This is a genomic window from Marinovum algicola, from assembly GCF_900109145.1.
Classification (GTDB): domain Bacteria; phylum Pseudomonadota; class Alphaproteobacteria; order Rhodobacterales; family Rhodobacteraceae; genus Marinovum; species Marinovum algicola.
Map to the genome: position 1 here is coordinate 21,762 of NZ_FNYY01000031.1, position 25,808 is coordinate 47,569.

Below are 25,808 nucleotides of genomic sequence, written 5' to 3' on the forward strand. Positions count from 1 at the left end.
CGTCGCGGCCCGCGCCCCGGACCTGATCCGGGGCCTCCGCAGCCACGCCGGCACGTCGAAACCGCGCGCAAGCCAGCCGGCCATGAGGTCCCGGATCAGGCCCGGGACGGTGTCACATGGCTCAGCCGATGCGGCCCAGGGTGTCGCCCACGGCGCCGCCGATCTGGCCGCGATGCATCAGGATGTGATCGAGCAGAACGCAGGCCATCATCGCCTCGCCCACCGGCACCGCGCGGATGCCGACGCAGGGGTCGTGCCTTCCCTTGGTGATGATCTCGGTCTCTTCGCCGCTCTTGGTGATCGTCTTGCGCGTGGTCAGGATCGAAGAGGTCGGCTTCACCGCAAACCGCACCACGATCTCCTGGCCGGTGGAGATGCCACCCAGGATGCCGCCGGCGTGGTTCGAGGAATAGACCGGCCCGTCCGGCCCCATGAAGATCTCGTCGGCATTCTCCGACCCGGTCAGGGCCGCCGTCGCCATGCCGTCGCCGATCTCCACCGCCTTGACCGCGTTGATGCTCATCATCGCGGTCGCCAGATCGGTGTCCAGCTTGCCATAGACCGGCGCGCCCAAACCGGCCGGCGCGCCCTGCGCCACCACCTCGATCACCGCGCCCACCGAATTATGCACATCCTTGCGCAGATGGCCCAGATAGGCATCCCACTCCGGCACGGCCGCGGCATCCGGCAGCCAGAAATCGTTGTTGCCGATCTCGTCCCAGTCGAACCGCGACCGATCGATGTGTTTCTCGCCCATCTGCACCATGTAGCCGGTGATCTTCAGCCCCGGCAGCATCTGGTTCAGCACCGCCCGCGCCACGCCACCGGCCGCCACCCGCGCCGCCGTTTCGCGGGCCGAGGACCGGCCGCCGCCGCGATAATCGCGGATGCCGTATTTCTGCCAATAGGTGATGTCGGCATGACCGGGGCGGAACTTCTCGACGATATCGCCGTAATCCTTCGACCGCTGGTCGGTGTTGCGGATCATCAGCTGGATCGGCGTGCCGGTCGACTTGCCCTCGAAGACGCCCGACAGGATTTCCACCGCGTCGGGTTCCTTGCGTTGGGTGGTGTTCTTGTTCTGCCCCGGCTTGCGCTTGTCCAGCCAGCGCTGAAGGAAGTCCGGATCGATCTCGATCCCCGGAGGGCAGCCATCCACCGTCGCCCCCAGCGCCGGCCCGTGGCTCTCGCCCCAAGTGGTGATGCGGAACATGCGGCCAAAGGTATTGTAGCTCATGTCAGACCCTCCATTTGCTCCTTCCCTAAGGCCCCGCCCGGCGACGCTCAAGCACTATTGGCTTGATGCGGCCCGGCCCGCACCCTAGGTATGAGGCCACCTCGGGGTGCTGGCGCAGTTCAAACCAGCTGAGATGCAAATCGCGAACCCGTTGAACCTGAACCGGCTAGAACCGGCGGAGGGAAGGTCGACCGCCCCGGCGCTCCCCCACTCCGCCCCGAACTGTGGAGAGACCCATGCTGGGACGCACCCTTGCCGCGGGCATGATCGCCGCCACCGCCACGATGGCGGCGGCCGAGACCCCCGTGCTGACCGTTTACGCAGGCGATTACTTCAAATCCGAATGGGGCCCCGGCCCCGGCATTGAGGCGGGGTTCGAGGCGCGCTGTGGCTGCGATCTGGTCTACAAGACCGGCGAACTGCTGCCCCGCATCCTGCTCGAAGATGAACGCACCGAAGCCGACGTGGTGATCGGCCTCACCTCCGACGTCACCAAGAAGGCGCGCGAAAGCGGCCTCTTTGCGCCGCATGGCCTCGACACCTCGGCCCTGACCCTGCCGGTCGCCTGGCAGGACGACACCTTCCTGCCGTTCAACTACGGCCACACCGCCTTTGTCTACAACAAGGAGAAGGTGGCCACCCCCCCGGCCAGCTTCGACGATCTGCTGAATGCCCCCGACGACCTGCGGCTGGTGATCCAGGATCCGCGGTCCTCGATCTCGGGCCTTGCGCTGGTGCTCTGGGTGCATGCGGTCTATGGCGACGAGGCCGAGGCCGCCTGGGCCAAGCTCGCCCCCAAGATCGTCACCGTCACCAAGGGCTGGTCCGAGAGTTACGGCCTGTTCACCGATGGCGAGGCCGACATGGTGCTGAGCTACACCACCTCGCCGGCGTATCACATCATCGCGGAAGAGGATGACACCAAGGCGGCGGCGATCTTTCCCGAAGGCCATTACTTCATGGTCGAACTCGCCGCCAAGCTGGCCACCACCGACAACCCCGAACTCGCCGATCAATTCATGGCCTATGTCCTGACCGAAGACTTCCAGTCGATGATCCCGACCTCGAACTGGTCGCTCCCCTCGGCGCTGCCGCAGGAGAAATGGCCCGAAGGGTTCCGCGCGCTGCCGATGCCGGAAAAGGTGCTGTTCTACAACGAGGACGAGGCCGCCGCGCTGCGTGACGAGGCCATCGAGGCATGGCGCAGCGCGCTCTCCCGCTGAGCTCTTTGCCCCGGTCCGGGGCGGGGCTCTGGGCGCTCCTGGTCGCAGGGCTGGTGATCGGCCCGGTGACCGCGGTGATCTGGCGCGCCGGCGGGCTCGGCGCGCTCGGACCGGCCGATTTCGACGCGCTCTGGTTCACCCTCTGGCAGGCGGCGGTCTCGGCCGGGCTCAGCGTGGCGCTGGCGGTGCCGGTGGCGCGCGCCTTGTCGCGCCAGCGCTTCCCCGGTCGCGGGGCGCTGATCGCCCTGCTGGGCGCGCCCTTCATTCTGCCGGTGATCGTCGCGGTGCTGGGCCTTCTGGCGGTGTTCGGCGGCAACGGTCTGGTCAACCAGCTCACCGGCGCGCTCGGCCTGCCGCGCATCGACATCTATGGCTATCACGGCGTGATCCTGGCGCATGTCTTCTTCAACCTGCCGCTGGCCACCCGGCTGATCCTGCAAGGCTGGCTTGCCATCCCGGCCGAGCGCTTCCGCCTCGCCGCCTCGCTCGGCGCGCCGGTCGGGCGCCTTCTGGAACGTCCGATGCTGCGCCGCATCGCGCCCGGCGCCTTCGCGGTGATCTTCGTGATCTGCCTGACCTCCTTTGCCGTCGCACTGACCCTGGGGGGCGGGCCGCGCGCCACCACGGTGGAACTGGCGATCTACCAGGCCTTCAAGTTCGACTTCGATCTCGCCAAGGCGGCGACGCTGGCGCTGGTGCAGCTGGCGCTGGGAATCGGCTCGGCGCTGGCGCTGTTGCTGCTCTCGCCGCCCGACGGTTTCGGCGCCGGCCTCGACCGCCTCCAGGCCCGCTGGGACGGCCGGAGCCGGCCCGCCGGGCTGTGCGACGCGCTCTGGATCGGTTTCGCCGCGCTCTTCCTGCTGACCCCGCTGGCGATGATCGTGTTGGCCGGGCTGCCCGGCCTGATGGTCCTGCCGGTCGAGACCTGGCAGGCCGCTCTGCGCTCGGTCTCGGTGGCCCTTGGCGCCACCGCGCTCACCCTGGTGCTGGCCCTGCCGCTGGCCACAAGGGCCGGCGAACTGGCCGGCCTGCTCGGCGTCGCGGTCTCGGGTCTGGTGCTGGGCACCGGGCTGTTCCTCATCGTCCAGCCGCTGATGCGGCCGGCCGAGGCCGCCCTGCCTGTCACCCTGCTGGTCAATGCGCTGATGGCCTTGCCCTTCGTCCTGCGCATCCTGCGCCCGGAACTCGACGCCGCCCGCGCCGATTTCGGCCGCCTGGCCGCCACCTTGGGCATCACCGGCTTCGCTTTGTGGCGCATCGTGCTGCTGCCGCGCCTGCGCCGGCCGCTGGGCTTTGCCGCCGGGCTGACGGCGGCGCTGTCGATGGGCGATCTCGGGGTCATTGCGCTGTTTGCCGATGGCGAACACGCCACCCTGCCGCTGCAACTCTACCGATTGATGGCCGCCTACCGGATGGAGGCCGCCCAAGGCGCGGCCCTGCTGCTTCTGACCCTCAGCCTCGGGCTGTTCTGGCTGTTCGACAAGGGCGGGCGCGCCAATGCTTGAGCTGCGCCGGATCGCCTATCACCAGGAGGATTTCCACCTCACCGCCGACACCCGCATCAGCGCCGGGTTCACCGCGCTGATCGGCCCCTCGGGCGCCGGCAAGTCCACCCTGCTCAACATGATCGCGGGCTTTCTCGCGCCGACCTCCGGCCAGGTGCTCTGGGACGGGCAGGAGATTTCCGGCCTGCCGCCGGCGAAACGTCCGGTGAGCATCCTGTTCCAGGACAACAATCTCTTTCCGCATCTCACTGTCCGCGCCAATCTGGCGCTTGCGATGACCACCCGCCGCCCCGACGCGGACCAGCTCGCGCGCATCGAGGCGGCGCTGGCGCAGGTCGGCCTCGGCGGCATGGGCGGGCGCAGGCCGGCGGCGCTCTCGGGTGGCCAGCAGGGCCGTGCGGCGCTGGCGCGGGTGCTGCTTCAGGACCGCCCGCTGATGCTCCTGGACGAGCCGTTCTCGGCTCTGGGTCCGGCGCTGCGCAGCGAGATGCTGGATCTGGTCGCCCGGCTGGCGGCAGAGCAGGGCATCCGGGTGCTGATGGTCAGCCACGCCCCCGAAGACGCCCGCCGGGTCGCCGATGAGGTGGCGCTGGTCTCGCAGGGCGCGCTGCACCCGCCGCAGCCCACCCAGGGCTTCTTCGCCACGCCGAGCAAACAGCTGCAAGCCTATCTCGGCGACGGCTGAGCCCCTTTCCAAGGCTTTTTCTCTTTGAAAAGACGCCTGGGGGTGTGGGGGCAAAGCCCCCACCCCGGTCGGCGTGCGCAGGCACGGCGACAACAAAAAAAGCCCCGCCGAAGCGGGGCCTTTCGGAATGATATCGGCCGAGCCTCAGGCCTTGGTGCGGTTCTTGACCGGCTTCCAGATGCGCTTGTTGGTCAGGTAGAGCAGCACCGAAAGCAGCACGAGGAACAGGACGCCAGTCAGACCGGCCTGCTTGCGCGCCATCATCTTCGGCTCCGCCGTCCACATCAGGAAGGCAGAGACGTCTTCGGCCAGGGCCTGTTGGTCATTGGAATGACCGTCGGCGTAATCCACCAGCCCGTCGTCCAGCGGCGGCGCCATGGAAATCCAGCCGCCCGGAAAGGCGGTGTTTTCATACAGCGTCACGCCAGCCTCGGTCTTTTCCTCGCCGGTATAGCTGGTGAGGATCCAGGTGATGTACTCCGCGCCGCCCATGCCATTGAAGAGCTGGCTCAGGCCGGTGCCATAGGGGCCGTGAAAGCCGGCACGCGCCTTGGCCATCAGCGACAGGTCGGGCGCGCCAACGGCGGTGTTGGCCGGGAAGTTGTCGGTCTGTTTCGCCGGGCGGAAATCATCCAGCTCGGCGTCGAACACCTCGAAGTTCTGGGCCGCATAGGCGCGAACCTGATCTTCGGGCAGGTGCGGGCCGCCTTCGTCCGCAAGCGTGCGGATCGGCACATATTGCAACCCGTGGCAGGCGGCGCAGACCTCGGTATAGACCTGAAGGCCGCGCTGAAGCTGGAACTCGTCAAAGGCGCCGAACGGGCCCTCGAAGGAAAAGTCCACATCTTCCTTGGGGCCTTCCGCGACGGCGGCAAGGGCCCCGGTCGCCGTCAGCGCAAGCGCGGTGACGGCCGAGATCGTGAGGGTCTTGATGGTCATCTGTCTCTTGCCTCTCGATTATTCGCCGGGGGACACGACGGTCTTGGTGCCGCCGGTCTTGGGGGCATAATGCGCGTCGAAGTCATCCGCGATGGTGGCGGGCGGGGTCTGCGGTTTCTCGATCACGCCGAGCAGCGGCAGGATCACCAGGAAATAGGCGAACCAATAGGCAGAGGCGATCAGCGAGAAGGTGGCATAGGGCTCTTCCGCCGGCATGGCGCCCAGCCACATCAGCAGCATGAAGTCGAGCGCCAGCAGCCAGAACCACCACTTGAACATCGGGCGATAACGGCCCGAGCGCACCGAGGAGGTATCAAGCCAAGGTGCCAGCGCCATCACCGCGATGGCACCGAACATGGCCAGCACGCCAAAGAATTTCGCATCGACGATGCCGCCGGTCACGAAAGAGGCGAATTGCACGACCCAGACTTCCGAGGTGAAGGCGCGCAGGATCGCGTAAAACGGCAGGAAATACCATTCCGGCACGATATGCGCGGGCGTCGCCAGCGGGTTGGCCTCGATGTAGTTGTCGGGGTGGCCGAGGTAGTTCGGCATGAAACCGACGATGGCAAAGAACACAACCAGGATCACCGCCAGGGCAAAGAGATCCTTGATCACGAAATAGGGCCAGAACGACACCGTGTCCTTTTCGGCTTCCGCCTTCGAGGTGCGGCGCACTTCGACACCGGTGGGGTTGTTGTTGCCGGTGGTGTGGAAGGCCCAGATGTGCACCGCGACCAGCGCCGCGATCACGAAGGGCAGCAGGTAGTGCAGCGAGAAGAAGCGGTTCAGCGTCGCGTTGTCGACCGCCGGCCCGCCCAGAAGCCAGGTCTGGATCGGCTCGCCGATGAAGGGGATCGCGCCGAACAGGCCGGTGATCACCGTCGCGCCCCAGAAGGACATCTGACCCCAGGGCAGAACGTAGCCCATGAAGGCGGTGCCCATCATCGCCAGGTAGATCAGCATGCCGATGATCCAGGTCACTTCACGCGGGGCCTTGTACGATCCGTAGTAGAGACCGCGGAAGATGTGCATATAGACCGCGACAAAGAACAGCGAGGCGCCGTTCATGTGCAGATAGCGGATGAAATGGCCGCCGTTGACGTTGCGCATGATGTGCTCGATCGAGGCGAAGGCCAGATCGACATGCGGCGTGTAATGCATCACCAGAATGATGCCGGTGACAATCTGCAATACAAGGCAGAAGGTCAGAACGATGCCCCAGATCCACATCCAGTTGAGGTTCTTGGGGGTGGGGATCATGATCGTGTCATACAGCAGCCCGACAATCGGCAGCCGCTTGTGCAGCCACTGCTCGCCACCGGTCTTCGGTTCGTAATGGTCGTGAGGAATACCAGCCATATCTTACGCTCCTTATCCCAGCAGCAGAGTGGTTTCGTCTTCGAAGACGGCAGGCGGCACATGGAGGTTTTCCGGCGCCGGACCTTTGCGGATGCGGCCCGCGGTGTCGTAGTGCGAGCCGTGGCAGGGGCAGAACCAGCCGCCGAACTCACCGGCACCATCGCCCAGCGGCACACAGCCGAGGTGGGTGCAGACGCCCATCTGAACCAGCCATTCGCCGGCTTCGTCCAGGGTGCGGTTCTCATCGGTGGCCGCGGTCTCGCCCGAGATGTTGGGGTTGCGCGCGATCGGATCGATCAGGTCGTCCAGATCCACGGCGCGGCCCTCTTCGATCTCGGCCGCGGTGCGGCGACGGATGAAGACCGGCTTGCCGAGCCATTTGACCGTCAGCTGCGTGCCCTGCTCGACACCCGAGACATCGACCCGGATCGAGCTGAGCGCGCGCACGTCGGCTGAGGGGTTCATTTGATTGACGAGCGGCCAGACCGCTGCACCGGTCGCAACGGCGCCCGCGCCGGCGGTGGCATAGTAGAGAAAATCTCTGCGGGTGCCTTCGTGATCGTCTGCGTGGGACACGAGTGATCTCCATTTCAGCGCCAGATGACTGGCTATAAAATCATGGCCGCACACGAGACCGAATGCAGCTTTCCTGGTGCGGTATGTAACCAAGCCTCAAAATGGCGTCCAGCGTTCAAAAGCGCGCAGGGGCCATCGCGCCGTATTGTCGCGCCAAAAAAGCATTGAAATCGCGTTCCCGACGCCCATGAGCCGGCCGAGGGCCGAAATTTCGCCAACCCGGCGAAGCGCTTGGAGCCGAATTCCCGACCGTTCGGCGACTCGGACGAATCTTTGGCCGTTCAGTCCTTCGGTGCGGTGGCCTGCATCGAGGGCCGCTCGGCAAATTCGGCATACCAATCGGCCAGAGCCGGGTTGCCGGTGCGCCAGACCCGCGCGGCATGGCGGAAGTCGAGATAGGAGAGCGCGCAGCCCACCGCGATCTGGCCGATGTCCAGCGGTCCGCGCAGATGGCTGATCCAGCGGGTGTTGAGCGCCGAGACCGCACGGTCGATCTTGGCCCATTGCGCCTCGACCCATTCCGCCGATTGCTTTTCCTCGGGGCGGAAGCGCGCCTCGTAGACCATCAGCACCGCGGCATCCATCATGCCGTCCGCCGTCGCCTCGAGGGTCAGCGTATCCCATTGACGGCGCTCGGGATAAAGCCCGCCCTGCACCCGCGCATCGAGAAAGCGGCAGATCACCCGGCTGTCGTAGATCGTCGGCGCATCGGGCCGGATCAGCGCCGGGATCTTGCCCACCGGATTGGCCGCGATCAGCTCGGGCGAGGGGCCGGTGGGCGAGGCCACGACGGTTTCGTATTCCACCGCATCGACCTGATCGGTCTCATGCAGGGTGACCATGACCTTGCGGACAAAGGGCGACGGCCCCGCCATCAGAAGTTTCATGCCGCTGTCCTTTCCATTGCGGAATTTGCGGCAGGTTAGCAGCCTATCCGCCGGTGTCCACGCCCCGCATCAGGGCGGCGAGCAGAGCCAGCTCCTGCCCCTGGCCATAGGCTGCGACCCCCTCGGCGGCGCGGGCGCGCACGGGCCCGGGCTTGTTCTGGCTCAGCTTCCAGGTGCCGTCGACACCGGTAACCTCGAAACGGTACGGCCGGATCATCCGCATCATCTTGTCCATCACCCCGGCCGACATCTTGCCCGAGGTCCAGGGCGGCTTGGGCAGCAGTTGTTCCTCGAACTTTGCGGTCAGCCGGTCGAGCAGATCCCAGAGCGCCTCGGGCGGCAGCGGGCGCAATTCGCCGGTGAGATGCACGGCGACATAATTCCATGTCGGCACCTGATCGGCGAGCTCGTACCAATCGGGAGAGATGTAGGAATCAGGACCGCTCACCGCGATCCGCCCGGCCATCGCGCCGGTGCAGGCCCGTGCAATCGGATTGGAGCGGACGAGGTGCAGATCGGCTTCGGTCCCCTCGGCGTTCAGCAGGAAGGGCACATGCGACAACAGCGGCGCACCGCTGCCCCCCGACATCGCCAGCACGCCAAAGCCGCGCGCGCGGGCGAAAGCCAGATTGCGCGCCGCATCCTCGCGGCGGAACGCCGGATTGGGATGCATTCAGACCACCAGCTGCTGGCCGTCGAAGCCGGAGATGGTTGCGGTCACGATCTCGCCTTCGGGCTGGGCCGCGGCAAAGCGCACTTCGGCGAATTGTTCGGTCCGTCCCATATGCGGGTTTTCCATCAACATATGATGAACGCGGCCCTGCTGCGCCGCCAGATGCGCCGCGACCTGTCTCGCACCAGCCGCACGCAGCCGCCCGGCCCGGTCCTTGATCGCCCGGCCATCGACCTGCGGCATCCGCGCCGCCGGGGTGCCCGGACGCGGGCTGTAGGGGAAGACATGCAGCCAGGTCAGCCCGCACTCCTCGACCAGCTTGAGCGAATTGTCGAACATCGTTTCGGTCTCGGTCGGGAAACCGGCGATGATGTCGGCACCATAGGTCATGTCGGGCCGCAGCCGCCGCGCCTCTTCGCAGAAGGCGATGGCGTCGTCGCGCAGGTGGCGGCGCTTCATCCGCTTGAGAATCATGTCGTCGCCGGCCTGAAGGCTGAGGTGCAGATGCGGCATCAGGCGGGGCTCGGTGGCAATCGCCTCCATCAGCGCCGGGTCGGCCTCGATCGAATCGATCGACGAGATCCTGAGCCGCGCCAGATCGGGCACCAGCTTGAGGATGCGCCGCACCAGATCGCCCAGTCGCGGCGTCGCCGGCAGGTCGGCGCCCCAGGAGGTCAGGTCGACCCCGGTCAGCACCACCTCGTTGTAGCCGCGATCCACCAGCCGCTTGATCTGGTCCACCACGACCCCCGCCGGCACCGAGCGGGAATTGCCCCGGCCATAGGGGATGATACAGAAGGTGCAGCGGTGGTCACAGCCGTTCTGCACCTGCACGTAGGCGCGCGAGCGGGTGCCGAAACCATCGATCAGATGGCCGGCGGTCTCGGTGACCGACATGATGTCATCGACCTTGACCTTCTCGGTCTCGCCGACAAAATCCGCCGCCAGGCCCTGCCAAGTCTCGGGCTGCATCTTTTCGGTATTGCCGACCACCAGGTCGACCTCGTCCATCGCGGCAAAGGTCTCGGGCTCGGTCTGCGCGGCACAGCCGGTGACGATCAGCCGGGCCTGCGGGTTCTCGCGCCGAAGCTTGCGAATCTCCTGCCGCGCCTTGCGCACCGCCTCGGCGGTGACGGCACAGGTGTTGACCACCACGGCGCCATCAAGGCCGGCCTCGGCGGCCAGCTCCTTCATCGCCTCGGTCTCATAGGCGTTCAGGCGGCAACCCATGGTCGAAAACACCGGCGCGCTCATGTCAGGCTCTCCAGAAAGGCATCGGTCAGGGTGCCGGTAAAGACATGCGCCGTCGGCCCGGTCATCCAGACGCCTTCGTCGGTGACGCGGATGCGGATTTCGCCGCCGTCGAGGTGGATCGTCACCTCCGGCCCGGTCAGCCCGCGGCGATGCGCCGCCACGGCGGTGGCGCAGGACGACGAGCCCGAGGCCAGTGTCACCCCGGTGCCCCGCTCCCAGACGCGCATCCGCAGGATGTTTTCGCCGGTCACGCTGACAAACTGCACATTGGTGCGTTCGGGGAACAGCGGGTGATTTTCGATCTCGGGGCCTCGGCTCTCCAGATCCACCGCCTCGGCGTCGGCGACAAAGAAGGTGCAATGCGGGTTGCCCATGCCGGTGGCGGTGGGGCCGCCTTCGATCGGCAGCTCCAGCGTCTCCATCGCGCGCGCCAGTGGCACCCCCTGCCAATGGGTCTCGGGCGGGCCCATGTTGACCGAGGTGAGCCCCTGCCCCGCATCCCGCGCCTCGAGCACGCGCGCGCCGGCCTTCAGGCGCAGCCGGGTCTTGCCGGTCTCGTCCATCAGGTGCCGCGCGATGCAGCGGGTGGCATTGCCGCAGGCGGCGGAAATCGAGCCATCGGCGTTGTAGAAAATCAGCTCGGCATCGACCTCCGCGCCCGGCACGATGACCGCCAGTTGATCGAAGCCGACGCCACGATGCCGGTCGGCCAGCGCCGTGGCCAGCGCCGGGGTCATCGCAAGCTTGCGCGCACGACCGTCGAGGACAACGAAATCGTTGCCCAGACCGTGCATCTTCATGAAGGTGCGATCTGTCTGATCCATGGTGTTCATGGGCGCGCATATACGCCTCTGACAGAACTTATTCCAGAGGCTGACGATTTTTCGCGTTTTCGGGGTTGACCCTATCGGCCGCAGTTTCTAGAAGCCGCGAACACAGTGGGCCGTTAGCTCAGTTGGTAGAGCAACTGACTTTTAATCAGTGGGTCGCAGGTTCGAATCCTGCACGGCTCACCACTGCACCAAATCGCCGAAAATTCCATGCCACCCCCTCCGGGGACCGGGGCGCCGAGACCTTGTGCGCACAGCAGCGTGGAACCAACCCGGCAGCGCGGCGTTTGGTGGTATGCTTCACCGTATCCGGCTTCTTCTCCTCGCGGTCCTGATCGGCCTCGCGCTTCCCCTCGTGGCCCAGGAAGAGGAAAGCCAGTCGTGGTATGAGGTCGATGCGCTCAATGCCGGGCTGGGCCCGGCGCCGGAAGAACTTGACCGGTCGACGCCGCGCTCGGCGATGCGGGCCTTTGTCGAATTGTCCGACGAAGGCAATTTCGCGGCGGCGCAGCATATGCTCAACCTCAACGCCCTGCCCCCGGAGCGCCAGGCCGAAGCGGGCGAACGCTTTGCCCAACAGCTCTATCAGGTGATCGACCGGCGGGTCTGGTTGGACTGGTCGGGGCTGCCGGCGCGGCCCGATGCGCTGGTCGAAAGTGGCAGCAGCAGCAATCCGCAGGCCGGCCAGGTGCGCCGCGACCTCGGGATCAAGTTGTTTCAGCTCAATGGTCGCGCCTACGAGATTCGCCTAGCCCGGTACAAGGCGCCAACCGGCGAGGAGGCGCATTGGCTGTTCACCCCGCAGACCGTCGAGGACGTGCCGGCGCTGCACGATGCCTATGGGCCGCGCGCCTTCGAGCGCCACATTCCCGACAGCCTGCAACGCGAGTTGGGCGCCCTGCGGATATGGGAGTGGATCGGCCTTCCGGTGATGGTCGTCACGCTGCTCGCGCTGGGCTGGGCGGTCAAGAACACGCTGGACGCGGCCTCGGGCCGGTTACGGCGCCCCTTTCTCAAGACCGCCGCCGAACGCGCCAGCGTGCCGCTTGCGCTGTTCGTCGTGGCGCTGGTGGCGCAGACGGTGCTGGAGCTGGCGGTGTCCTTCTCGGGGCCGGTCACGGCGGTGGTGCAGCCACTTTTCGTGGTGGTCATGACCACCGCGGTGGGCATCGCCATCCTGCGGGTGATCGACGCCGTCCTCGACCGCGTGACCCAGCGCTACGTGGGCGAGATCGACGATGCGCGCAATCTCGACAAGCGCGAGCTTTACACCTCGATCTACGCGCTGCGGCGGGTCATCGTACTGTTGATGGTCGGCTTCGCGGCGATTTTCGTTCTGGTGCAGCTCAACCTGTTCGAATCGCTCGGCATCACCCTGCTGGCCTCGGCCGGGGTGCTGACCGTGCTGCTCGGCATCGCTGGGCAGGCCGTGCTGGGCAATATCCTCGCCTCGCTCCAGATCGCCCTGGCCAAGCCGGTGCGGATCGGCGACAGCGTCGAATTCGAAGGTCACTGGGCCTATGTCGAAAGCATTTTCTACACCTTCATGCGGCTGCGCACCTGGGACGAGCGGCGGATCATCGTGCCGGTGAAATATTTCGTCTCCAGGCCGTTCGAGAACTGGTCGGTCAAGGATGCGCGGTTGATGAAGACCGTCCGGCTCTGGCTCGACCATGCCGCCGACGCCGAGGTTCTGCGCGAGACCTTCGAGACGCTGGCCAAAGACCTGGACGGCGTGATCGAACCCGAATCGCTGGCGTGTTTCGTGACCGATCACAACGAACATGGCCAGGAAATCACCTGCTACGTCATGACCCCCGATCCCTCGACCGGCTGGGAAGTCGAAATGCGGCTGCGCGAACAGCTTCTGGCCTTCATCCGCGCGAACCATCCCGACTGGTGGCCGCGCGAACGGGTCATTGGCGGCCGCCACGTGCCGGACAGCGACTGACAGGCAGGGCGCGGCCTCTGGCGCCCTGCCGCACCCGGGGTCACACGGGGGCGAGAACCGCCACGGCAAAACGCCGCGCCGCATCGGTCAGCAGCGTTTCGACACGCCAGCCGGCGGGCTGCACCAGCCGCGCCAGCGAGGCCTCGGTGTATTTGCGCGAGGCGCTGACGTGAATGGCCTCGCCGGCGTCGAAACCGATGGTCGCCCCGCCCAGCGCCACGTTCTGGGCACGGCGCGAGACCAGCTCCATGTCGATCCGCGCCGCCGCGGCGTTCCAGCGGGCTCGATAGGCGAAGTGCGACAGGTCGAAATCGGCGCCCAACTCGCGATTGAGCCGGTGCAGGATGTTGGCGATGAAATCCGCCGTCACCCCCTGGCTGTCGTCATAGGCCGCCACCAGCGTCTCGCTGTCCTTGACCAGATCGACCCCGAGGATGAAGCCTTCGACCCCCGGCCAGGCACGGGCATGGGCCATCAGCGCCGTGGCGGTTTCCGGCGGCAGGTTGCCGATGGTCGAGCCGGGAAAGAAGCCCACTTTGGGCGTGGCCTCCAGATGCTCCGGCAGGGCGACCGCGGCGGTGAAATCGGCCACCACCGGCGCAATCTCGATCTCGGTGTAGCGGCGCCGCAGATCCTGCGCGGTTTCGGCCAGGAACACCGCGGAAATGTCGATCGGCACATAGGCCGCGAAATGACCGCCGGCATCGAGCAGCCGACGGGTCTTGACCGAGGCGCCGGAGCCGAATTCGACCAGCGCGCCGCCCTCGGGCACCAGCCCGGCCAGCCGCGCGGCGTTGTCCTTCAGGATCGCCGCCTCGGTCCGGGTCAGGTAATATTCCGGCAGGGCGGTGATCTGCTCGAAGAGTGCGCTGCCACGCTGATCATAAAGCCACTTGGGGCTCAGCACCTTTTGGGGCTGTCGCAACCCGCGCAGGGCATCGTCGCGCAGGGCGGCAGCAGTGGCGGAGCGGGCCTGAAGCGAACCGTCCATCAGGCCACGTCCCGCGCCAGCCGCAGCCCCATCATCTGCCAGCGTTGATGCGGATAGAAAAACGTCCGGTAGGTCGCCCGCATCTGTTCGCGCGGTGTGGCGCAGGAGCCGCCGCGCAGCACCCGCTGGTTGACCATGAACTTGCCGTTGTATTCGCCAAGCGCGCCCTCGGGCGGGCGAAATCCGGGATAGGGCGCGAAATCCGAGGCTGTCCATTCCCAGACATCGCCCCAAACACCTGCGCCGGGCATGGGCCGCAACATGCCGATATCGTCGCCATCGCCCATCAGGTTGCCTGCGATGGGCCGGTCGCGAAAGGCCAGCTCGTGCTCGGCCTCGGTGGGCAGCCGCGCGCCGGCCCAGCGGGCAAAGGCATCGGCCTCGTAATAGCTCACATGCACTACCGGCGCCTCCAGCGCCACCGGCTGCGGGCCGCGCAGGGTGAAGGTCCACCAGGTGCCGTCCTGCTGCCACCAATAGAGCGGATGCTGCCAGTCTTCGCGTTGCGCCACGGCCAGGCCTTCCATCAGCCAGTGCCGGGCGTCGCCATAGCCGCCATCCTCGATAAAGCCGATCCAGTCGCGATTGGTGACCGGCCGATTGGCGATCTCGTAGGGGCTGAGAAAGGTTTTGTGCCGCGGTCCTTCGCAATCATAGGCAAATCCCGCGCCATCATGGCCGATCTCGACCAGACCACCTTCGTGGCTGTCAAACCGCAGTTCGGTGCCGGCGGTCACTTCGAGCGGCTCGGGTTCCTTGTAGACCGGCAGCAGCGGATTGAAGCTCAGCCCGTGCAGCAGATCGGTCACCAGCAGTTCTTGATGCTGCATTTCGTGGTGACAGCCAAGCTCGACCAGGCCGGCGATCTCGTCGCCGTCCTCGCGGCGCTGCATCAGCAGGGTGGCAAGGCTGTCTTCCACATGGGCGCGGTAATCGCGCACTGCCTGGCCGCCGGGGCGCGAAACCAGCCCGCGCTTGTCGCGTGCGTGACGCGGGCCGGCCTGAGTGTAATAGGAATTGAACAGAAAGGCGAAACGGTCGTCGGGCGAGCGGTAGTCGGGCACCCGTGGCTTGAGAATGAATTCCTCGAAAAACCAGGTGGTATGGGCCAGGTGCCATTTGACGGGCGAGGCATCCTCCATGCTTTGCAGCATGGTGTCTTCGGGGCTGAGCGGCGCCGCCAGCGCATCGCTGCGCGCGCGGGTCCGGGTGAAAAGCGCGATCGCCTCATTCGGCGTCAGCGGCGCAAGTGCTGGGGTCATGAAATCGTCCTTGGGTCGAAACAGGCCAAACGGTCGTCCGCAAAGACATAGAGGCAGACCGGTCAGATCAAGTCTGCATTCCGAGATTTGACAAGGGTGTGAAGATTGACGCAAAAATCCGCCTGAGCTGCACGGCAGGCTCACCCCATAACCCCTGGGTTGCGCAACGCCCGCAACCGCCGCGCCTGGCGCGACGGTCTCGGTTTGCAGGGATTCCGACCTCAGCCCAGCAGTGCCAGCACCTTTTCGGCAGCGCCGTCGGAAGAGGCAGGGTTCTGGCCGGTCACCAGCCGGCCGTCGACCACCGAATGCGGCTGCCAGTCGGCGACACCGTCAAAATCCGCCCCCAGCTCGCGCAGGCGGGTCTCGAGCAGGAAGGGCATCGCCTCGGCCAGTCCCACGCCGCGCTCTTCGCTGTCGGTAAAGGCCGAGACCTTGCGGCCCTTGACGATGGGCGTGCCCTCGGCGTCGACCGCCTTGGAAAAGGCTGCCGGGCCGTGGCAGACCGAAGCGACGATCTTGCCCTGATCCCAGGCCTTGCCGATGACCTCGGCCACCAGATCGCTTTCGGCCAGATCGTACATCGCGCCATGACCGCCGGGAATGTAGAGCGCGTCAAATTCCGCGATATCCTCCGCTTCGAGCCGCCCCGGCGCGGCAAGCAGCGCGGTTGCCGCCGCATCGTCCCGGAAGCGCGAGACCGAGGCCGGGGCCTCGTCGCCGGCGACATCCGAGTTCGGATCGATCGGCACCGGCTTGCCGCCGAGAGTGACCAGCGTCACCTCGTGCCCGGCGTCGGTGAAGGCGTAATAAGGCGTCGCCAGTTCTTCGTACCAGACGCCGGTCGGCTTGCCGGTCTCGCCCAGGGCGTCAGATGCGGTCGAGAGGATCAGAATACGTGCCATGTTGCTGTCTCCAGTGGTCGTTGGTTTTGTCGGGGCCGAACCAAAGAGCTCCTTGCTCCGGCCAGTCACTCGGGGCGGCTAAGCGCCTCTTGGACAGCAGATAGGGGCGCCTCAGTCGTTTGAGAAATTGATGCAGGCAAGGTCAGAAATCGATATCCTGGACATATGACCCCGGATCTTTCGCTTCTCCGCGTCTTTCATGCCGTCATGGAAGAGCGCAATGTCACCGCCGCCGCCGAACGGCTCGGCCAATCGCAAAGCACGGTCAGCGCGGCGCTGTCGCGGCTGCGCGAGGCGCTGGGGGACGAGTTGTTCCTGCGCGCCCGCTACGGCGTCGAGCCGACCGAAAAGGCGCTGGCACTCGCCCCCGAGATCGCCGCCGGGCTGGCGCAGCTGGAACAGGCCTTTCGCGCCGCCGAACCGTTTGATCCCGCCCGTACCACACGGCGGTTTCGGCTGTTGCTGGGGCCCTACGCCGAGATCGTGCTGGTGCCGGATCTGGCGGCGGCCTTTGCCGAAAAGGCACCGCGAGCAGCGCTGGAGATCGCCCCGCTCGGCCCCGATCTCGATCCGCGCAGCCTGGCCGGGCGGGCCTTCGACCTGGCGATTGGAAGGTTTCATGCGCCGCCAGAGGATCTCGTGGTCTCGGATCTGTTCGAAGACGGCTTCCGCTGCCTCGTCGCGCCCCGGGCCTTGCCGCCGGGCGCGACACTCGACCGGGCGCTCTATGAACGGTTGCCGCATGTGGTGGTGGCGCCGCCCGGCAAGTGGCGCACCGGGCTGCACAAGCGGATGGAGGGCACCGGGCTGCGCCGCAACACGGCGGTGGTGGTGTCGCACTTTCTCTCGGCGCCGCCGGCTGTCGCCCGGCTGGGCGGCATCGCCACCGTGCCCACGCGGGTGGCCACGATGACCGCCGCCCCCTACGGGCTGCGCGATGTCGCCGTGCCGGTGGAACTTGGTGCATTCCCCAGCCAAATCGCCTGGCATCCCCGGCTGCGTCGCGATCCCGGCCATGCCTGGCTGCGCGCATTGATCGCCGAGCTTGTTGCCGGCTTCACCACGGGCCGCTGAGCCGGAAAGGCGCTAGGCGGTGCAATCGATCAGGATCTTCACATCCGCCTCCTCCGGCGCGGCGATCAGGTCAAAGACATGGGCAGACCCGCTCAGCGGCAGCGTCCGGGTGATCACCCGCTCCAGATCCTCGGCCATCGCCTGTGCCAGAGTAATGCTGCGGCGGAATTGTTCGCGGGTATAGACCCGCGAGCCGATCAGGCGCAGCTCCTTGAAGGCAATGTCGAGCAGCGCCACCGGACAGGGCGCCTTGTGCAGCGACGTCAAACAGATCGTGCCGCCCGGCCGGGCAATCCGGGTCATGTCGCGCGCGGCGGGGCCGACCCCGGCGCATTCAAAGACCACATCGACGCCGTCGCCATCGGTCGCCGTCTGAACCTGCTCGGACAGGTCGTCCTGGCGCAGATCGACGGGCCGAAAGCCGAGCGCCCCGGCCAGCGCCAGCCTCGCCGGATCGATATCGGAGACGAGCACCTCGGCCGCGCCGGCCTGGCGCGCCGCAAGCGCCGTCAACAGCCCGATGGGCCCGGCGCCCAGCACCGCCACCCGGTCGGCAAGCCCCAGGCCCGATTGCTCGACCGCCCGCAGCGCCACCGCCAGAGGCTCGACCAGCGCGGCGATGCGATTGTCCATATCCTCGGGCACCGCAAAGAGCATATCCTCGGGCACCGACAGGTATTCCGCCAGTCCGCCCGCCTGATCGATGCCTATCAAGCGCAGGCCGGTGCAGACATGCGGGCTGCCGGTGCGGCAGGGGTGGCAGACGCCGCAGGACAGCAGCGGATAGGCCACGACCCGTTGCCCCCTGGCAAAGCGGGCGCCGGCTTCGACAACCTCGCCGACGAACTCATGCCCGAGGATCAGCGGCGCGGCGGCGCGTGGATGGGTGCCGGAATGGATGCCGATATCGGTGCCGCAGACGCCACAGAGCTGCATCTTCAGCAGCACTTCGCCCGGCTTCGGCCTGGGCAGGGCGGTGTCCCGGATCTCGACCGATTTCGGGCCGGTGTAGACAAGAGCTTTCACGGGGTTTGCCTTCTGACGTCAGGCGACCGCATAGCCGCCGTCCACGGGGAGGATCGTGCCGGTCATGAAACCGGCCAGCGGCGTGGTCAGGAACAGCGAGGGACCGGCCAGATCACCCGGCTCGCCCCAGCGGCCCATCGGGGTCCGCGACAGGATCGCCTCGGCGCGCGCCGCGTCTTCCTGCAAGCCGGCTGTCAGCGGTGTCCTGATCCAGCCCGGCGCGATGGCGTTGACGCGGATGCCCTCTGCCGCCCAGGCGATGGCCAGCGACTTGGTGAGCTGCGCCACACCGCCCTTGGACGCGGAATAGCCCGGCACCAGCCCGCCGCCAAAGAACGACAGCATCGAGGCGGTCATCACCACGGAGCCGCCGGTGCGCGCCAGCGCCGGTTTCGCCGCATGGGCACAGCGCATCGCGCCGTTGAGGTTGACGTCGACCACCTGGGCGAAAACCTCCGGCTCCAATTCGGCGCCCCGCCGGATCACCCCGGCGCAACAGACCAATGCGAAGAGATCCGCAATGCCGCCGACCTCTCGGGCCACTGCCGCATCGTCGCGCACGTCAAGCTGGCGGAAAGAGAGACTGGCGCCCAGCCCCTCCGCCTCGGCCCAGTCGCGAGCCGCCGTGACGTCGGCTTCGGCCACACCGGTCGCCACCACCTCGGCGCCGGCCTGGGCGAAGGCCTGCGCAATGCTGCGGCCGATGCCCGAGGAGCCTCCGGTCACCAGGACTTGCCGGCCCGAAAGGAAAGGCGCCGCCCAGGCGCCGGTGTCTGCCGCCCCCGACATCAGCGGATGAACTGGTCGACGTAATCCGCCCCCAGCCCCACCTCTTCATAATGGTTTCGGCACATCTCGATCTTGGTGAAGACGTCTTCGAACCCCATGGTCTTGCCGTAGGGATCGACATAAAGCATCACGCCGTTGACCTGGAAGAAGGTGATCATCTCGGTCACATCTTCGGGCACCACAAGCGTATGGGTCTCGCCCGGCGGCTCGTAGACATAGCCGCCTTCGCGGGCCTCCCAGTCATGCTCCAGATAGTGCCAGCGGCCTTTGAGGACAAAGCCATGCACCGGCTGCGGATGGCGGTGACGCGACAGCACGCCGGATTGGCGCACCCGCAGCAGGTTCATCCAGTAGCCCTGCGAGGCATTGAGGCAGAGCGGCCGGAAGGACACCGTTTCGGTCTGCGGCACCCAGACGCGTTCATCACTGGCGATCGCCTCGGGAACGACGATCTCTTCCGCGGCATCCTTGGGAAAAGGCAGTTGATAGGGGGTACGCGCATCGTCCTGCGCTTCCACTTTATCGGGTTCGACGGGCATGGGGGTCTCCTTTGTCGAATTACGTGAGCTCGGGGGTGCGCCGTCTCCGCCGCCACATGGCGACAAGGGGCGGCAGGATCCAGACGAGGATGGTGATCACGCCCAGCGTTCCGGCAATGGGGCGTTCGAAGAAGGTCAGCAGGTTGCCGTCTGCCTTGATCATGCTGGACATGAAGCTCTCTTCGACGATCTTGCCCAGCACCAGGCCCAGAACGAGCGGCGCGGCCGGATAATCGTTGGCCTCCATGATCCAGACCAGCACGCCGATGGCGGCCAGCGTCCAGAGGTCGAAAAGCGCGTTGTTGGTGGCGAAGGTGCCCAATACGCACATCAGAAGGATCGCCGGATAGAGCAGGCCGGGCCGCAGCCCCAGCACGTGCCGCCCGCCCATGACCGCCGCCAGCCCCAGCGGAATGATCAGCAGGTTTGCCAGGACAAAGACGATGTAGATCGCATTGACCAGATCGGGCGAGGTGACAAAGACCATCGGCCCCGGCTGGATGCCCTTGAGCACCAGCACGCCGACGACGATGGCGGTGATCGAATCGCCGGGGATGCCAAAGACCAGCGCCGGCACATAGCTGCCCGAGAGCGCGGCGTTGTTGGCCGAGGCGGAGCCGGCGATGGCTTCGGGCTCGCCCTTGCCGTAGTTGGCCTTGACCTTGGAAAACCGCTGGCTGACCGCAAAGGCGATCCAGGCGGCAATATCGGCCCCTGCCCCGGGCAAGGCACCGATCACCGTGCCCATCAGGCTGCCGCGCAGCACCGGCAGCTTGAAGCGCCAGAGGTTGCCGAACTGTCCCTTGAGGATCGAGAACCCGGCGGCGGCGGGCTTTCTGGGCTGCGTCAGCGGTGCCGCGGCCGAGCGCAGGATCTCCGCGACCGCGAAGGCGCCGATCATGACGGCGATCAGCGAGACGCCGGCCTGAAGATCGATCACCCCGAAGGTGTACCGCGGCAGGCCGGTGGTCACGTCGAGCCCGACCATCGTCAGCGCCAGCCCGAGCAGCAGCGACAGCGTGCCCTTCAGCCTGTCCTTGCCGGCCACCATCGTCGCACAGGACAGACCGAGCAGCGCCAGCCAGAAATATTCGTAGCTCGAGAAGCGGAGCGCCACCCGCGCCAGTTGCGGCGCGGCGATCACCAGCACCGCGGTGCCGACCAGCCCCCCCATGACCGAGACACACATCGAAAGCCCGAGCGACAGGTCAAGCCGCCCTTTCTGCGTCAGCGCATCCAGCTCGCGCATGTAGGCGGCCGAGGCCGGGGTGCCGGGGATGCGCAACAAAGCCCCCGGAATGTCGCCGGCAAAGATCGACATGGCCGAACAGGCGACGATGGCGCCGATGGCCGCGACCGGCGACAGGAAGAAGGTGACCGGAACCAGCAGCGCGACGGCCATCGTCGCGCTCAGCCCCGGAGTGGCGCCGACAAAGAGGCCGAAGGCCGCGCCCAGAAGGATCACGCCGATGACCTGATAGGTGAAGACCATCTGAAGCGATGACAGGAACACATCCATGGCGAAACCTCAGAACCAGGGGCCGAAAAACGGCCCAGTGGGAAGCGGAACGCGCATCACCCGCGTAAAGAACACGGTGACCACCACGCAGATGACCACCGCCGACACCAGCGCCGGCACCGGTTTTTCCTGCCAGGCCAGCGCGTTGAGAAAGATCAGCGGCGTCGCCACAAGAAGCGTGCCGAAGGCCGGCGAGAGCAGGCCGAAGGCGACGATGGTCAGCGGGATCAGAAGAACCCGGACCATCCGCCTTGGCGACCGCATCCAGTCTTCGGCCACGGGCCGGAACAGGCGGCCGTCGTCATGCCGGCGGGCGCGCAGGCTGCGCGCGACGACGGCCAGTCCCAGCAGCACAAAGGCGCTGCCGATCATGTAGGGGAACAGTCGTGGGGATGCGGCTCCGGCCGGTTCCGGGAAGGTCGTGGCGCGCAGCACCACGAACCCGCCCAGACACGCGAAGCCCAATCCTGTCCAGATATCGGGGAGCCGCATCTGTCCGGCCTCAGTTTTCGCGCTGCGACAGGCCGATGGACTTCATGACCGCGCCAACGCTTTGCTGGGTTTCGGCCAGGAAGGTCTCGAAGGCCTCGGACCCGCGGTAGTCGGCGCCAAAGCCCTGTTTGGACATGAAGCCCTGAAACGCCTCGCTGTCAAACACCGCCTGGGTCGCCTCTTCCAGCCGCGCTGCCGCCTCGGCATCCATGCCCGCCGGGCCGACAACCCCGCGCCATGTGCCGCCGGCAAACGGCTCGCCGGTCTGTTCGGAGGCGGTCGGCACCTCGGGGAAGGAGGCATTGCGCTCTTCCGAGAAGACCGCGATGGCGCGCGACAGGCCCGCATCCATCATCGTCTTGCCTTCGGGCAGCGAGGACGGGATGATCTGCACGCCCCCGGCAGCCAGTTCCTGGAACCCGGGCGCGGCGCCCTGTGACGGCACCATGGTGACCTTCAGCGGATCGATGCCCTGCTGTTGCAGGAAGCCGGCGAAGGCCAGGTGATAGGCCGCGCCCACGGCGGTGCCAGACATCTTGTAGGTGCCCTGCGGATCGGCCTTGATCGCGGCCACCGCCTCCTCGACGTTCTGCCAGTCGCTGCCGGCGGCGATGTGAAAGGCCGCCGGGTCGAAGTTGATCAGCGCGATCGGCGTGAAATCCTCGGCCTGGAACTCGGCATTGCCGGTCCAGTAATAGGTCAGCATCTCGGCGGTGGCAAAGCCGATGGTGTAGCCGTCGGTCGGCGCGGTAACCATCGCGTTGTGGCCGACGACGCCGGCGCCGCCCGAACGGTTGACCACCGAGACCGGCACGCCCAGCTCGGCCTCGAGACCGTTGGCCAGGGTGCGCGCAATCGCGTCGGTGCCGCCGCCGGCATTCCACGGCACGATCAGGGTGATGGGTTTCTCGGGATATTGTGCAGCGGCCATCGTCGTGGTGGCCACCGCTGCGGCCATCGCCAACAGGGTGTTCTTCAGCATGTAAAATTCCTCCTGATTTCAGCTGATTGGTTTTATGATCTGGTAATTCTCCAGGTTTCGGCGCGTAAAGCCAATCATGTCGAGCATCGCCTGTCGCGCCTCCTCCGGCCTGCGTTGTTCGATCGCTTCGAGAACCCGCAGGTGATTGGCCAGGTTCTTGCGAAAACTTTCCATGTGCCGTTCGATCGCGGCCTTGAACAACAGCCCCAGTACCGCATCGATGGCAGTGTCGAATGCCTCGAGGATCGGGTTGCCGGTGGCAGCCAGGATCGCGAGGTGGAAATCCTTGTCTGCCTGAATGGCCGCTTCCACGTCGTCGTTTTCGGCGGCCCGCTCCATCGCTTCATAGGCCAGCCGGATGCGGGTGATCTCGCGCCGGTCGGCGCGGACAGCGGCCAGCGCGCAGGCTGCCGGCTCGAACACCTCGCGGGCCTCGTCGATGGCCGAGGACAGCTCGACGTTGACCCCCTCCACCGGCTGCATCCAGCGCAGCACGTCGCGGCTGAGCAGGCTCCAGTCCTGCCGTGGCCGGACCCGCGTGCCGTGGCGCGTGCGCACCTCGAGCAGACCCAGCGCCGTCAGCGTCTTGATCGCCTCCCGCAACGTGGTTCGGCTGACCGACAGCTCTTCGATCAACTCTTTCTCGACCGGAAGCGTTTCGCCGACGGCGTAGTCGCCGGTCACGACGCGCCGGCCGAGAAGCTCCAGCACCTCCGAGACCTTGGCCGGCCGGCCTCCGGCCGCACGCATGGCGCTCTGAGCGGTGATGTTCGGTTTTTCCATTTTCACCTCCCTCTTCAACTCGCCCCGGCGAAGGGGCCGCCATGCTTCTTGGTGATTGGTATGACGAATCGCCAGCGCAGTCAATGGTACGATTAATGGTTTTCATTTATCACACCATATATCGAAAAACGCGGCGACGGCGGCGCCCAGACCCCGCACCCCGGCCCAGGCCAACAAGCGCCGGGCCTGTGACGCACCGCAGAGCGCCGCTCAGCAAATCAGGGAGTTCGATCAGGAAAAGGGCCTGACCAACGGCAGGGCAGCCGAGGCAGAGGCCATCGCCTGCGCAAGCTGCGGCGGAAACCGGGGCCCGAAAAAACAAACGACGCCGCAAGGGCCAGCCCTTCGCGATTCGCGGCGCAGCCTCCGAAGAAGGCCTTTATGAGTGCGAAGGCATGTCCAGCAGAGGCGCCCGAAAAATCCTCGGGAGCCTCTGTTCGATGTCAGCTAAGCCGGACAAAGCTGCCGTTGCGTGGGATTGGGCCGAAAGGTTCGCAATCGGACCATGCCGGACAGAAGTTTCAGGCCACGTAGAAGAACAATGGCACCGGGGCAACGGCACAGATGACGACCGCCAGAAAAGGCCAAAAGGAATATAGCCGCGAGGCACCCGCGATGAACGCCAGTCCACCTCCGCCGCCGAGGAGCGAGTTTCCCGGTGTGTTGAGCGCTATGGCGAGCAGCAAGTGCCTGTTGCCAATCAGTCTTCGACCGAGGTTCGACGGAATGATCCCGGAGAGCGCTTCCATTCGGTCAACCGGGGCGGCGGCGTCATATTCGGCGACGAAGTCCGCGGCCCTGGTCAGTCTAAGCCAGTTCAGCAGACCTGCGAGGATCGTTGCGGGTATCAACCGCGCGACAGCGAATGACAGGACCAGCGCGCTGACCATCCCAAGGTAAACAAGCGGTGCAACTTGCCCACCAAACAACAAGAGCATTGCGAATCCGATTTCCGCGCCCGGAACAAAGGGGATAGCAGCGAGAAGGATGAATGCCACGAATGCCGTCATCACAATCCGATGGATCAATGGCTCATTCATCGGGCGCATGTCTGGAACGGTCAGGTCCTTCAACAGGTCACCCAGATACCAGCCCCCCAGCAAAAGCAGGCCGTAAAATGCAATTGCTCTTCGCCTTGCCCAAAAACCTTTCAAAACCGCCCGCACAACGGATTGCCGTCCGGGTCCATCAACTGCATATCCTGAAGGATGTCCGCAGGCGAAGCCGTCTCGAACGCTGACGCAGATTCTCCGATGAAGACGATCTCGCGTCGGGACGTCCAGTACCATCGACGACGCTCCCAGGTGATCGAAACGCGGATTGACCCGTCTCCCTTTACCAGCCCATCGTAGTCGAAACGGCCACGGCTTTCGCTTTCAAGCATACCGGTGAAGCGAACGCCCTCGGCGGTCTCTTCCGTGTGGTAGGGTCCCGGAACGAAACCGCAACGCGTACAGATATCGGACCAGAATTGGCCGTCGTTGAAAAACAAGCTGTCTTCCATGTCGGGATTTTCAATCGGCCCGATCATGCCTGAAAAGGAACGGCCATCAAGGACGCCCTCGGCGTTCGCACCGCCTGGCCCGGTGAACGTGACGAATAGCGTTGCGGCTAATGAGATGACAATTCGTCTGAACAATTCCCTCACTCCTGCAGCCTGCAAGCTAAACAGCAAACCTTGTGTGCGCAACAAATGTAACGATTTGGTCGCCGAGGCAGGTCTGCCTCGGGCTCGAAGCGGAGAGTGCACCTTGGGCCCAAGTCTCGCTCACCTGCACCACGAAGCGCAAAAAAGGCGCCGCAAGGGCGCCTTGTTGTCGAGAGTCACCGATTTTGTCCTTTTGGCTTCGGATAAGCCATTGAAAACTATCAGGACGATTTTGAACTTAAAACTGAAATGACCTTTATCGTCAGGGAATCTGTCCCGCGCGAACCCTGCCAGACTTCCTCAAAAGCAAGAGGTGGGCATTGGCGTCCGCTACGACCGGCGGTATCTTAGGGTCAGGACTCATAGCCAGTAAATGACGAGTGCGGCGAGAGCGATGGCTGACAGGAAGACCTTCGGGCACCGGTCGTATCGGGTCGCCACACGCCGCCAATCCTTCAGCCTGCCGAACATGATTTCGATCCGATTGCGGCGTCTGTAGCGGCGCTTGTCGTACTTGACGGTTTTCTTGCGCTGCTTGCGACCGGGGATGCAGGCGCGTATCCCTTTGTCTTTCAACGCTTCTCGGAACCAGTCGGCGTCATACCCTCGATCTCCGAGCAGCCATTCCACCTTTGGCAAACTGCTCACCAAGGCGCGGGCACCGATATAGTCGCTG

26 protein-coding genes, 1 tRNA gene and 1 riboswitch are annotated in these 25,808 nt (G+C 65.8%); of the genes, 6 read left to right on the forward strand and 21 right to left on the reverse strand.

Annotation, left to right across the window (positions count from 1 at the left end):
* Positions 1-121 precede the first annotated feature (121 nt).
* A complete protein-coding gene (gene aroC / locus BMW90_RS24000; RefSeq protein WP_074840049.1) occupies positions 122-1,237 on the reverse strand; it encodes a chorismate synthase in 1,116 nt (371 codons plus the stop codon).
* 92 nt (positions 1,238-1,329) lie between these two features.
* A riboswitch (TPP riboswitch) is annotated at positions 1,330-1,438 on the forward strand.
* A 35-nt stretch (positions 1,439-1,473) separates the two neighbouring features.
* On the opposite strand from aroC, the gene thiB reads away from it, so the two are divergent.
* From thiB to BMW90_RS24015, 3 genes are read left to right on the forward strand one after another with little or no spacing between them, the layout of a single operon-like run.
* A complete protein-coding gene (gene thiB / locus BMW90_RS24005) occupies positions 1,474-2,460 on the forward strand; it encodes a thiamine ABC transporter substrate binding subunit (protein ID WP_074840051.1) in 987 nt (328 codons plus the stop codon).
* On the forward strand, positions 2,436-3,965 hold the full coding sequence (locus BMW90_RS24010; protein ID WP_074840053.1) for a thiamine/thiamine pyrophosphate ABC transporter permease ThiP: 1,530 nt from the start codon (positions 2,436-2,438) through the stop codon (positions 3,963-3,965). Before thiB ends, BMW90_RS24010 begins: the two co-directional genes overlap by 25 nt.
* Positions 3,958-4,650: a thiamine ABC transporter ATP-binding protein gene (locus tag BMW90_RS24015; RefSeq protein WP_074840055.1), complete on the forward strand. Its 693-nt coding sequence runs from the start codon at positions 3,958-3,960 to the stop codon at positions 4,648-4,650. Before BMW90_RS24010 ends, BMW90_RS24015 begins: the two co-directional genes overlap by 8 nt.
* 144 nt (positions 4,651-4,794) lie before the next feature.
* Here the strand turns inward: BMW90_RS24015 and BMW90_RS24020 are convergent, their stop codons facing one another.
* From BMW90_RS24020 to dapF, 7 genes are all read right to left on the reverse strand, one after another.
* A complete protein-coding gene (locus BMW90_RS24020; protein WP_074840059.1) occupies positions 4,795-5,589 on the reverse strand; it encodes a cytochrome c1 in 795 nt (264 codons plus the stop codon).
* Positions 5,590-5,607: 18 nt separating this feature from the next.
* A complete protein-coding gene (petB, locus tag BMW90_RS24025; RefSeq protein ID WP_048533049.1) occupies positions 5,608-6,951 on the reverse strand; it encodes a cytochrome b in 1,344 nt (447 codons plus the stop codon).
* A gap of 12 nt (positions 6,952-6,963) precedes the next feature.
* Positions 6,964-7,527 (reverse strand): ubiquinol-cytochrome c reductase iron-sulfur subunit, encoded by a 564-nt coding sequence (petA, locus tag BMW90_RS24030; RefSeq protein ID WP_048533050.1) that lies wholly within the window; start codon positions 7,525-7,527, stop codon positions 6,964-6,966.
* 281 nt (positions 7,528-7,808) lie between these two features.
* Positions 7,809-8,414, reverse strand: coding sequence for a glutathione S-transferase (locus tag BMW90_RS24035; RefSeq protein WP_048533052.1), 606 nt, complete (start codon positions 8,412-8,414; stop codon positions 7,809-7,811).
* 43 nt (positions 8,415-8,457) lie between these two features.
* On the reverse strand, positions 8,458-9,087 hold the full coding sequence (locus BMW90_RS24040) for an FMN-binding negative transcriptional regulator (protein WP_074840061.1): 630 nt from the start codon (positions 9,085-9,087) through the stop codon (positions 8,458-8,460).
* Positions 9,088-10,341 (reverse strand): tRNA (N(6)-L-threonylcarbamoyladenosine(37)-C(2))-methylthiotransferase MtaB, encoded by a 1,254-nt coding sequence (gene mtaB, locus BMW90_RS24045; protein WP_074840063.1) that lies wholly within the window; start codon positions 10,339-10,341, stop codon positions 9,088-9,090.
* Complete coding sequence (dapF, locus tag BMW90_RS24050) at positions 10,338-11,174, reverse strand: diaminopimelate epimerase (RefSeq protein WP_074840065.1); 837 nt, start codon at positions 11,172-11,174, stop codon at positions 10,338-10,340. The genes mtaB and dapF overlap by 4 nt, the downstream gene beginning before the upstream one ends.
* Before the next feature lie 107 nt (positions 11,175-11,281).
* Between dapF and BMW90_RS24055 the strand changes: the two genes are divergently transcribed.
* Both BMW90_RS24055 and BMW90_RS24060 read left to right on the forward strand, forming a co-directional pair.
* Positions 11,282-11,357, forward strand: a tRNA-Lys gene (locus tag BMW90_RS24055).
* A 109-nt stretch (positions 11,358-11,466) separates the two neighbouring features.
* Positions 11,467-13,122, forward strand: coding sequence for a mechanosensitive ion channel family protein (locus BMW90_RS24060; protein WP_074840067.1), 1,656 nt, complete (start codon positions 11,467-11,469; stop codon positions 13,120-13,122).
* A gap of 40 nt (positions 13,123-13,162) precedes the next feature.
* Here the strand turns inward: BMW90_RS24060 and egtD are convergent, their stop codons facing one another.
* The 3 genes from egtD to BMW90_RS24075 all read right to left on the reverse strand — a co-directional run bounded on the left by egtD (position 13,163) and on the right by BMW90_RS24075 (position 16,280).
* Positions 13,163-14,113 carry an L-histidine N(alpha)-methyltransferase gene (egtD, locus tag BMW90_RS24065; RefSeq protein ID WP_074840069.1) on the reverse strand — a complete coding sequence of 317 codons (951 nt, stop codon included), beginning with the start codon at positions 14,111-14,113 and terminating at the stop codon, positions 13,163-13,165.
* Positions 14,113-15,375, reverse strand: a complete 1,263-nt coding sequence (gene egtB / locus BMW90_RS24070; protein ID WP_074840071.1) for an ergothioneine biosynthesis protein EgtB — start codon at positions 15,373-15,375, stop codon at positions 14,113-14,115. The genes egtD and egtB overlap by 1 nt, the downstream gene beginning before the upstream one ends.
* Before the next feature lie 221 nt (positions 15,376-15,596).
* The gene (locus tag BMW90_RS24075; protein WP_074840073.1) at positions 15,597-16,280 is read right to left on the reverse strand and encodes a type 1 glutamine amidotransferase domain-containing protein; all 684 of its coding nucleotides are present in this window, start codon (positions 16,278-16,280) and stop codon (positions 15,597-15,599) included.
* A 165-nt stretch (positions 16,281-16,445) separates the two neighbouring features.
* Here BMW90_RS24075 and BMW90_RS24080 point away from each other — a divergent pair, with 165 nt between their 5' ends.
* Positions 16,446-17,354 carry a LysR family transcriptional regulator gene (locus BMW90_RS24080; protein ID WP_074840075.1) on the forward strand — a complete coding sequence of 303 codons (909 nt, stop codon included), beginning with the start codon at positions 16,446-16,448 and terminating at the stop codon, positions 17,352-17,354.
* 12 nt (positions 17,355-17,366) lie between these two features.
* Here BMW90_RS24080 and BMW90_RS24085 read toward each other — a convergent pair whose 3' ends face one another.
* The 10 genes from BMW90_RS24085 to BMW90_RS24130 form a co-directional block, all read right to left on the reverse strand.
* On the reverse strand, positions 17,367-18,380 hold the full coding sequence (locus tag BMW90_RS24085; RefSeq protein WP_074840077.1) for a zinc-dependent alcohol dehydrogenase: 1,014 nt from the start codon (positions 18,378-18,380) through the stop codon (positions 17,367-17,369).
* An 18-nt stretch (positions 18,381-18,398) separates the two neighbouring features.
* Positions 18,399-19,106 (reverse strand): SDR family NAD(P)-dependent oxidoreductase, encoded by a 708-nt coding sequence (locus tag BMW90_RS24090; RefSeq protein WP_244526610.1) that lies wholly within the window; start codon positions 19,104-19,106, stop codon positions 18,399-18,401.
* Positions 19,107-19,168: 62 nt separating this feature from the next.
* The gene (locus BMW90_RS24095) at positions 19,169-19,708 is read right to left on the reverse strand and encodes a 2,4'-dihydroxyacetophenone dioxygenase family protein (protein WP_048533064.1); all 540 of its coding nucleotides are present in this window, start codon (positions 19,706-19,708) and stop codon (positions 19,169-19,171) included.
* Between the two features lie 19 nt (positions 19,709-19,727).
* Positions 19,728-21,227: a tripartite tricarboxylate transporter permease gene (locus tag BMW90_RS24100; RefSeq protein ID WP_048533065.1), complete on the reverse strand. Its 1,500-nt coding sequence runs from the start codon at positions 21,225-21,227 to the stop codon at positions 19,728-19,730.
* A gap of 9 nt (positions 21,228-21,236) precedes the next feature.
* On the reverse strand, positions 21,237-21,719 hold the full coding sequence (locus BMW90_RS24105) for a tripartite tricarboxylate transporter TctB family protein (RefSeq protein ID WP_074840079.1): 483 nt from the start codon (positions 21,717-21,719) through the stop codon (positions 21,237-21,239).
* A 10-nt stretch (positions 21,720-21,729) separates the two neighbouring features.
* Positions 21,730-22,701 (reverse strand): tripartite tricarboxylate transporter substrate binding protein, encoded by a 972-nt coding sequence (locus BMW90_RS24110; protein ID WP_074840081.1) that lies wholly within the window; start codon positions 22,699-22,701, stop codon positions 21,730-21,732.
* Positions 22,702-22,719: 18 nt separating this feature from the next.
* Complete coding sequence (locus BMW90_RS24115; protein ID WP_083416194.1) at positions 22,720-23,484, reverse strand: FadR/GntR family transcriptional regulator; 765 nt, start codon at positions 23,482-23,484, stop codon at positions 22,720-22,722.
* Positions 23,485-24,005: 521 nt separating this feature from the next.
* Positions 24,006-24,557: a hypothetical protein gene (locus BMW90_RS24120; RefSeq protein WP_139211537.1), complete on the reverse strand. Its 552-nt coding sequence runs from the start codon at positions 24,555-24,557 to the stop codon at positions 24,006-24,008.
* 77 nt (positions 24,558-24,634) lie between these two features.
* On the reverse strand, positions 24,635-25,123 hold the full coding sequence (locus BMW90_RS24125; protein WP_074840085.1) for a hypothetical protein: 489 nt from the start codon (positions 25,121-25,123) through the stop codon (positions 24,635-24,637).
* A gap of 369 nt (positions 25,124-25,492) precedes the next feature.
* Positions 25,493-25,808, reverse strand: a 316-nt coding sequence (locus BMW90_RS24130) for an IS5/IS1182 family transposase (RefSeq protein ID WP_074837180.1), incomplete at its 5' end; no start/stop codon positions are given.

Bases quoted from the DNA above. Each gene is read 5' to 3' on its own strand.
- thiB (WP_074840051.1), top strand. From the start codon at position 1,474: ATGCTGGGACGCACCCTTGCCGCGGGCATGATCGCCGCCACCGCCACG.
- BMW90_RS24095 (WP_048533064.1), bottom strand. From the start codon at position 19,708: ATGCCCGTCGAACCCGATAAAGTGGAAGCGCAGGACGATGCGCGTACC.
- BMW90_RS24040 (WP_074840061.1), bottom strand. From the start codon at position 9,087: ATGCATCCCAATCCGGCGTTCCGCCGCGAGGATGCGGCGCGCAATCTG.
- BMW90_RS24035 (WP_048533052.1), bottom strand. From the start codon at position 8,414: ATGAAACTTCTGATGGCGGGGCCGTCGCCCTTTGTCCGCAAGGTCATG.
- BMW90_RS24060 (WP_074840067.1), top strand. From the start codon at position 11,467: ATGCTTCACCGTATCCGGCTTCTTCTCCTCGCGGTCCTGATCGGCCTC.
- BMW90_RS24015 (WP_074840055.1), top strand. From the start codon at position 3,958: ATGCTTGAGCTGCGCCGGATCGCCTATCACCAGGAGGATTTCCACCTC.
- dapF (WP_074840065.1), bottom strand. From the start codon at position 11,174: ATGAACACCATGGATCAGACAGATCGCACCTTCATGAAGATGCACGGT.
- egtD (WP_074840069.1), bottom strand. From the start codon at position 14,113: ATGGACGGTTCGCTTCAGGCCCGCTCCGCCACTGCTGCCGCCCTGCGC.
- BMW90_RS24020 (WP_074840059.1), bottom strand. From the start codon at position 5,589: ATGACCATCAAGACCCTCACGATCTCGGCCGTCACCGCGCTTGCGCTG.
- BMW90_RS24110 (WP_074840081.1), bottom strand. From the start codon at position 22,701: ATGCTGAAGAACACCCTGTTGGCGATGGCCGCAGCGGTGGCCACCACG.
- BMW90_RS24115 (WP_083416194.1), bottom strand. From the start codon at position 23,484: ATGGAAAAACCGAACATCACCGCTCAGAGCGCCATGCGTGCGGCCGGA.
- petB (WP_048533049.1), bottom strand. From the start codon at position 6,951: ATGGCTGGTATTCCTCACGACCATTACGAACCGAAGACCGGTGGCGAG.
- BMW90_RS24105 (WP_074840079.1), bottom strand. From the start codon at position 21,719: ATGCGGCTCCCCGATATCTGGACAGGATTGGGCTTCGCGTGTCTGGGC.
- BMW90_RS24075 (WP_074840073.1), bottom strand. From the start codon at position 16,280: ATGGCACGTATTCTGATCCTCTCGACCGCATCTGACGCCCTGGGCGAG.
- BMW90_RS24100 (WP_048533065.1), bottom strand. From the start codon at position 21,227: ATGGATGTGTTCCTGTCATCGCTTCAGATGGTCTTCACCTATCAGGTC.
- aroC (WP_074840049.1), bottom strand. From the start codon at position 1,237: ATGAGCTACAATACCTTTGGCCGCATGTTCCGCATCACCACTTGGGGC.
- mtaB (WP_074840063.1), bottom strand. From the start codon at position 10,341: ATGAGCGCGCCGGTGTTTTCGACCATGGGTTGCCGCCTGAACGCCTAT.
- BMW90_RS24080 (WP_074840075.1), top strand. From the start codon at position 16,446: ATGACCCCGGATCTTTCGCTTCTCCGCGTCTTTCATGCCGTCATGGAA.
- egtB (WP_074840071.1), bottom strand. From the start codon at position 15,375: ATGACCCCAGCACTTGCGCCGCTGACGCCGAATGAGGCGATCGCGCTT.
- BMW90_RS24010 (WP_074840053.1), top strand. From the start codon at position 2,436: ATGGCGCAGCGCGCTCTCCCGCTGAGCTCTTTGCCCCGGTCCGGGGCG.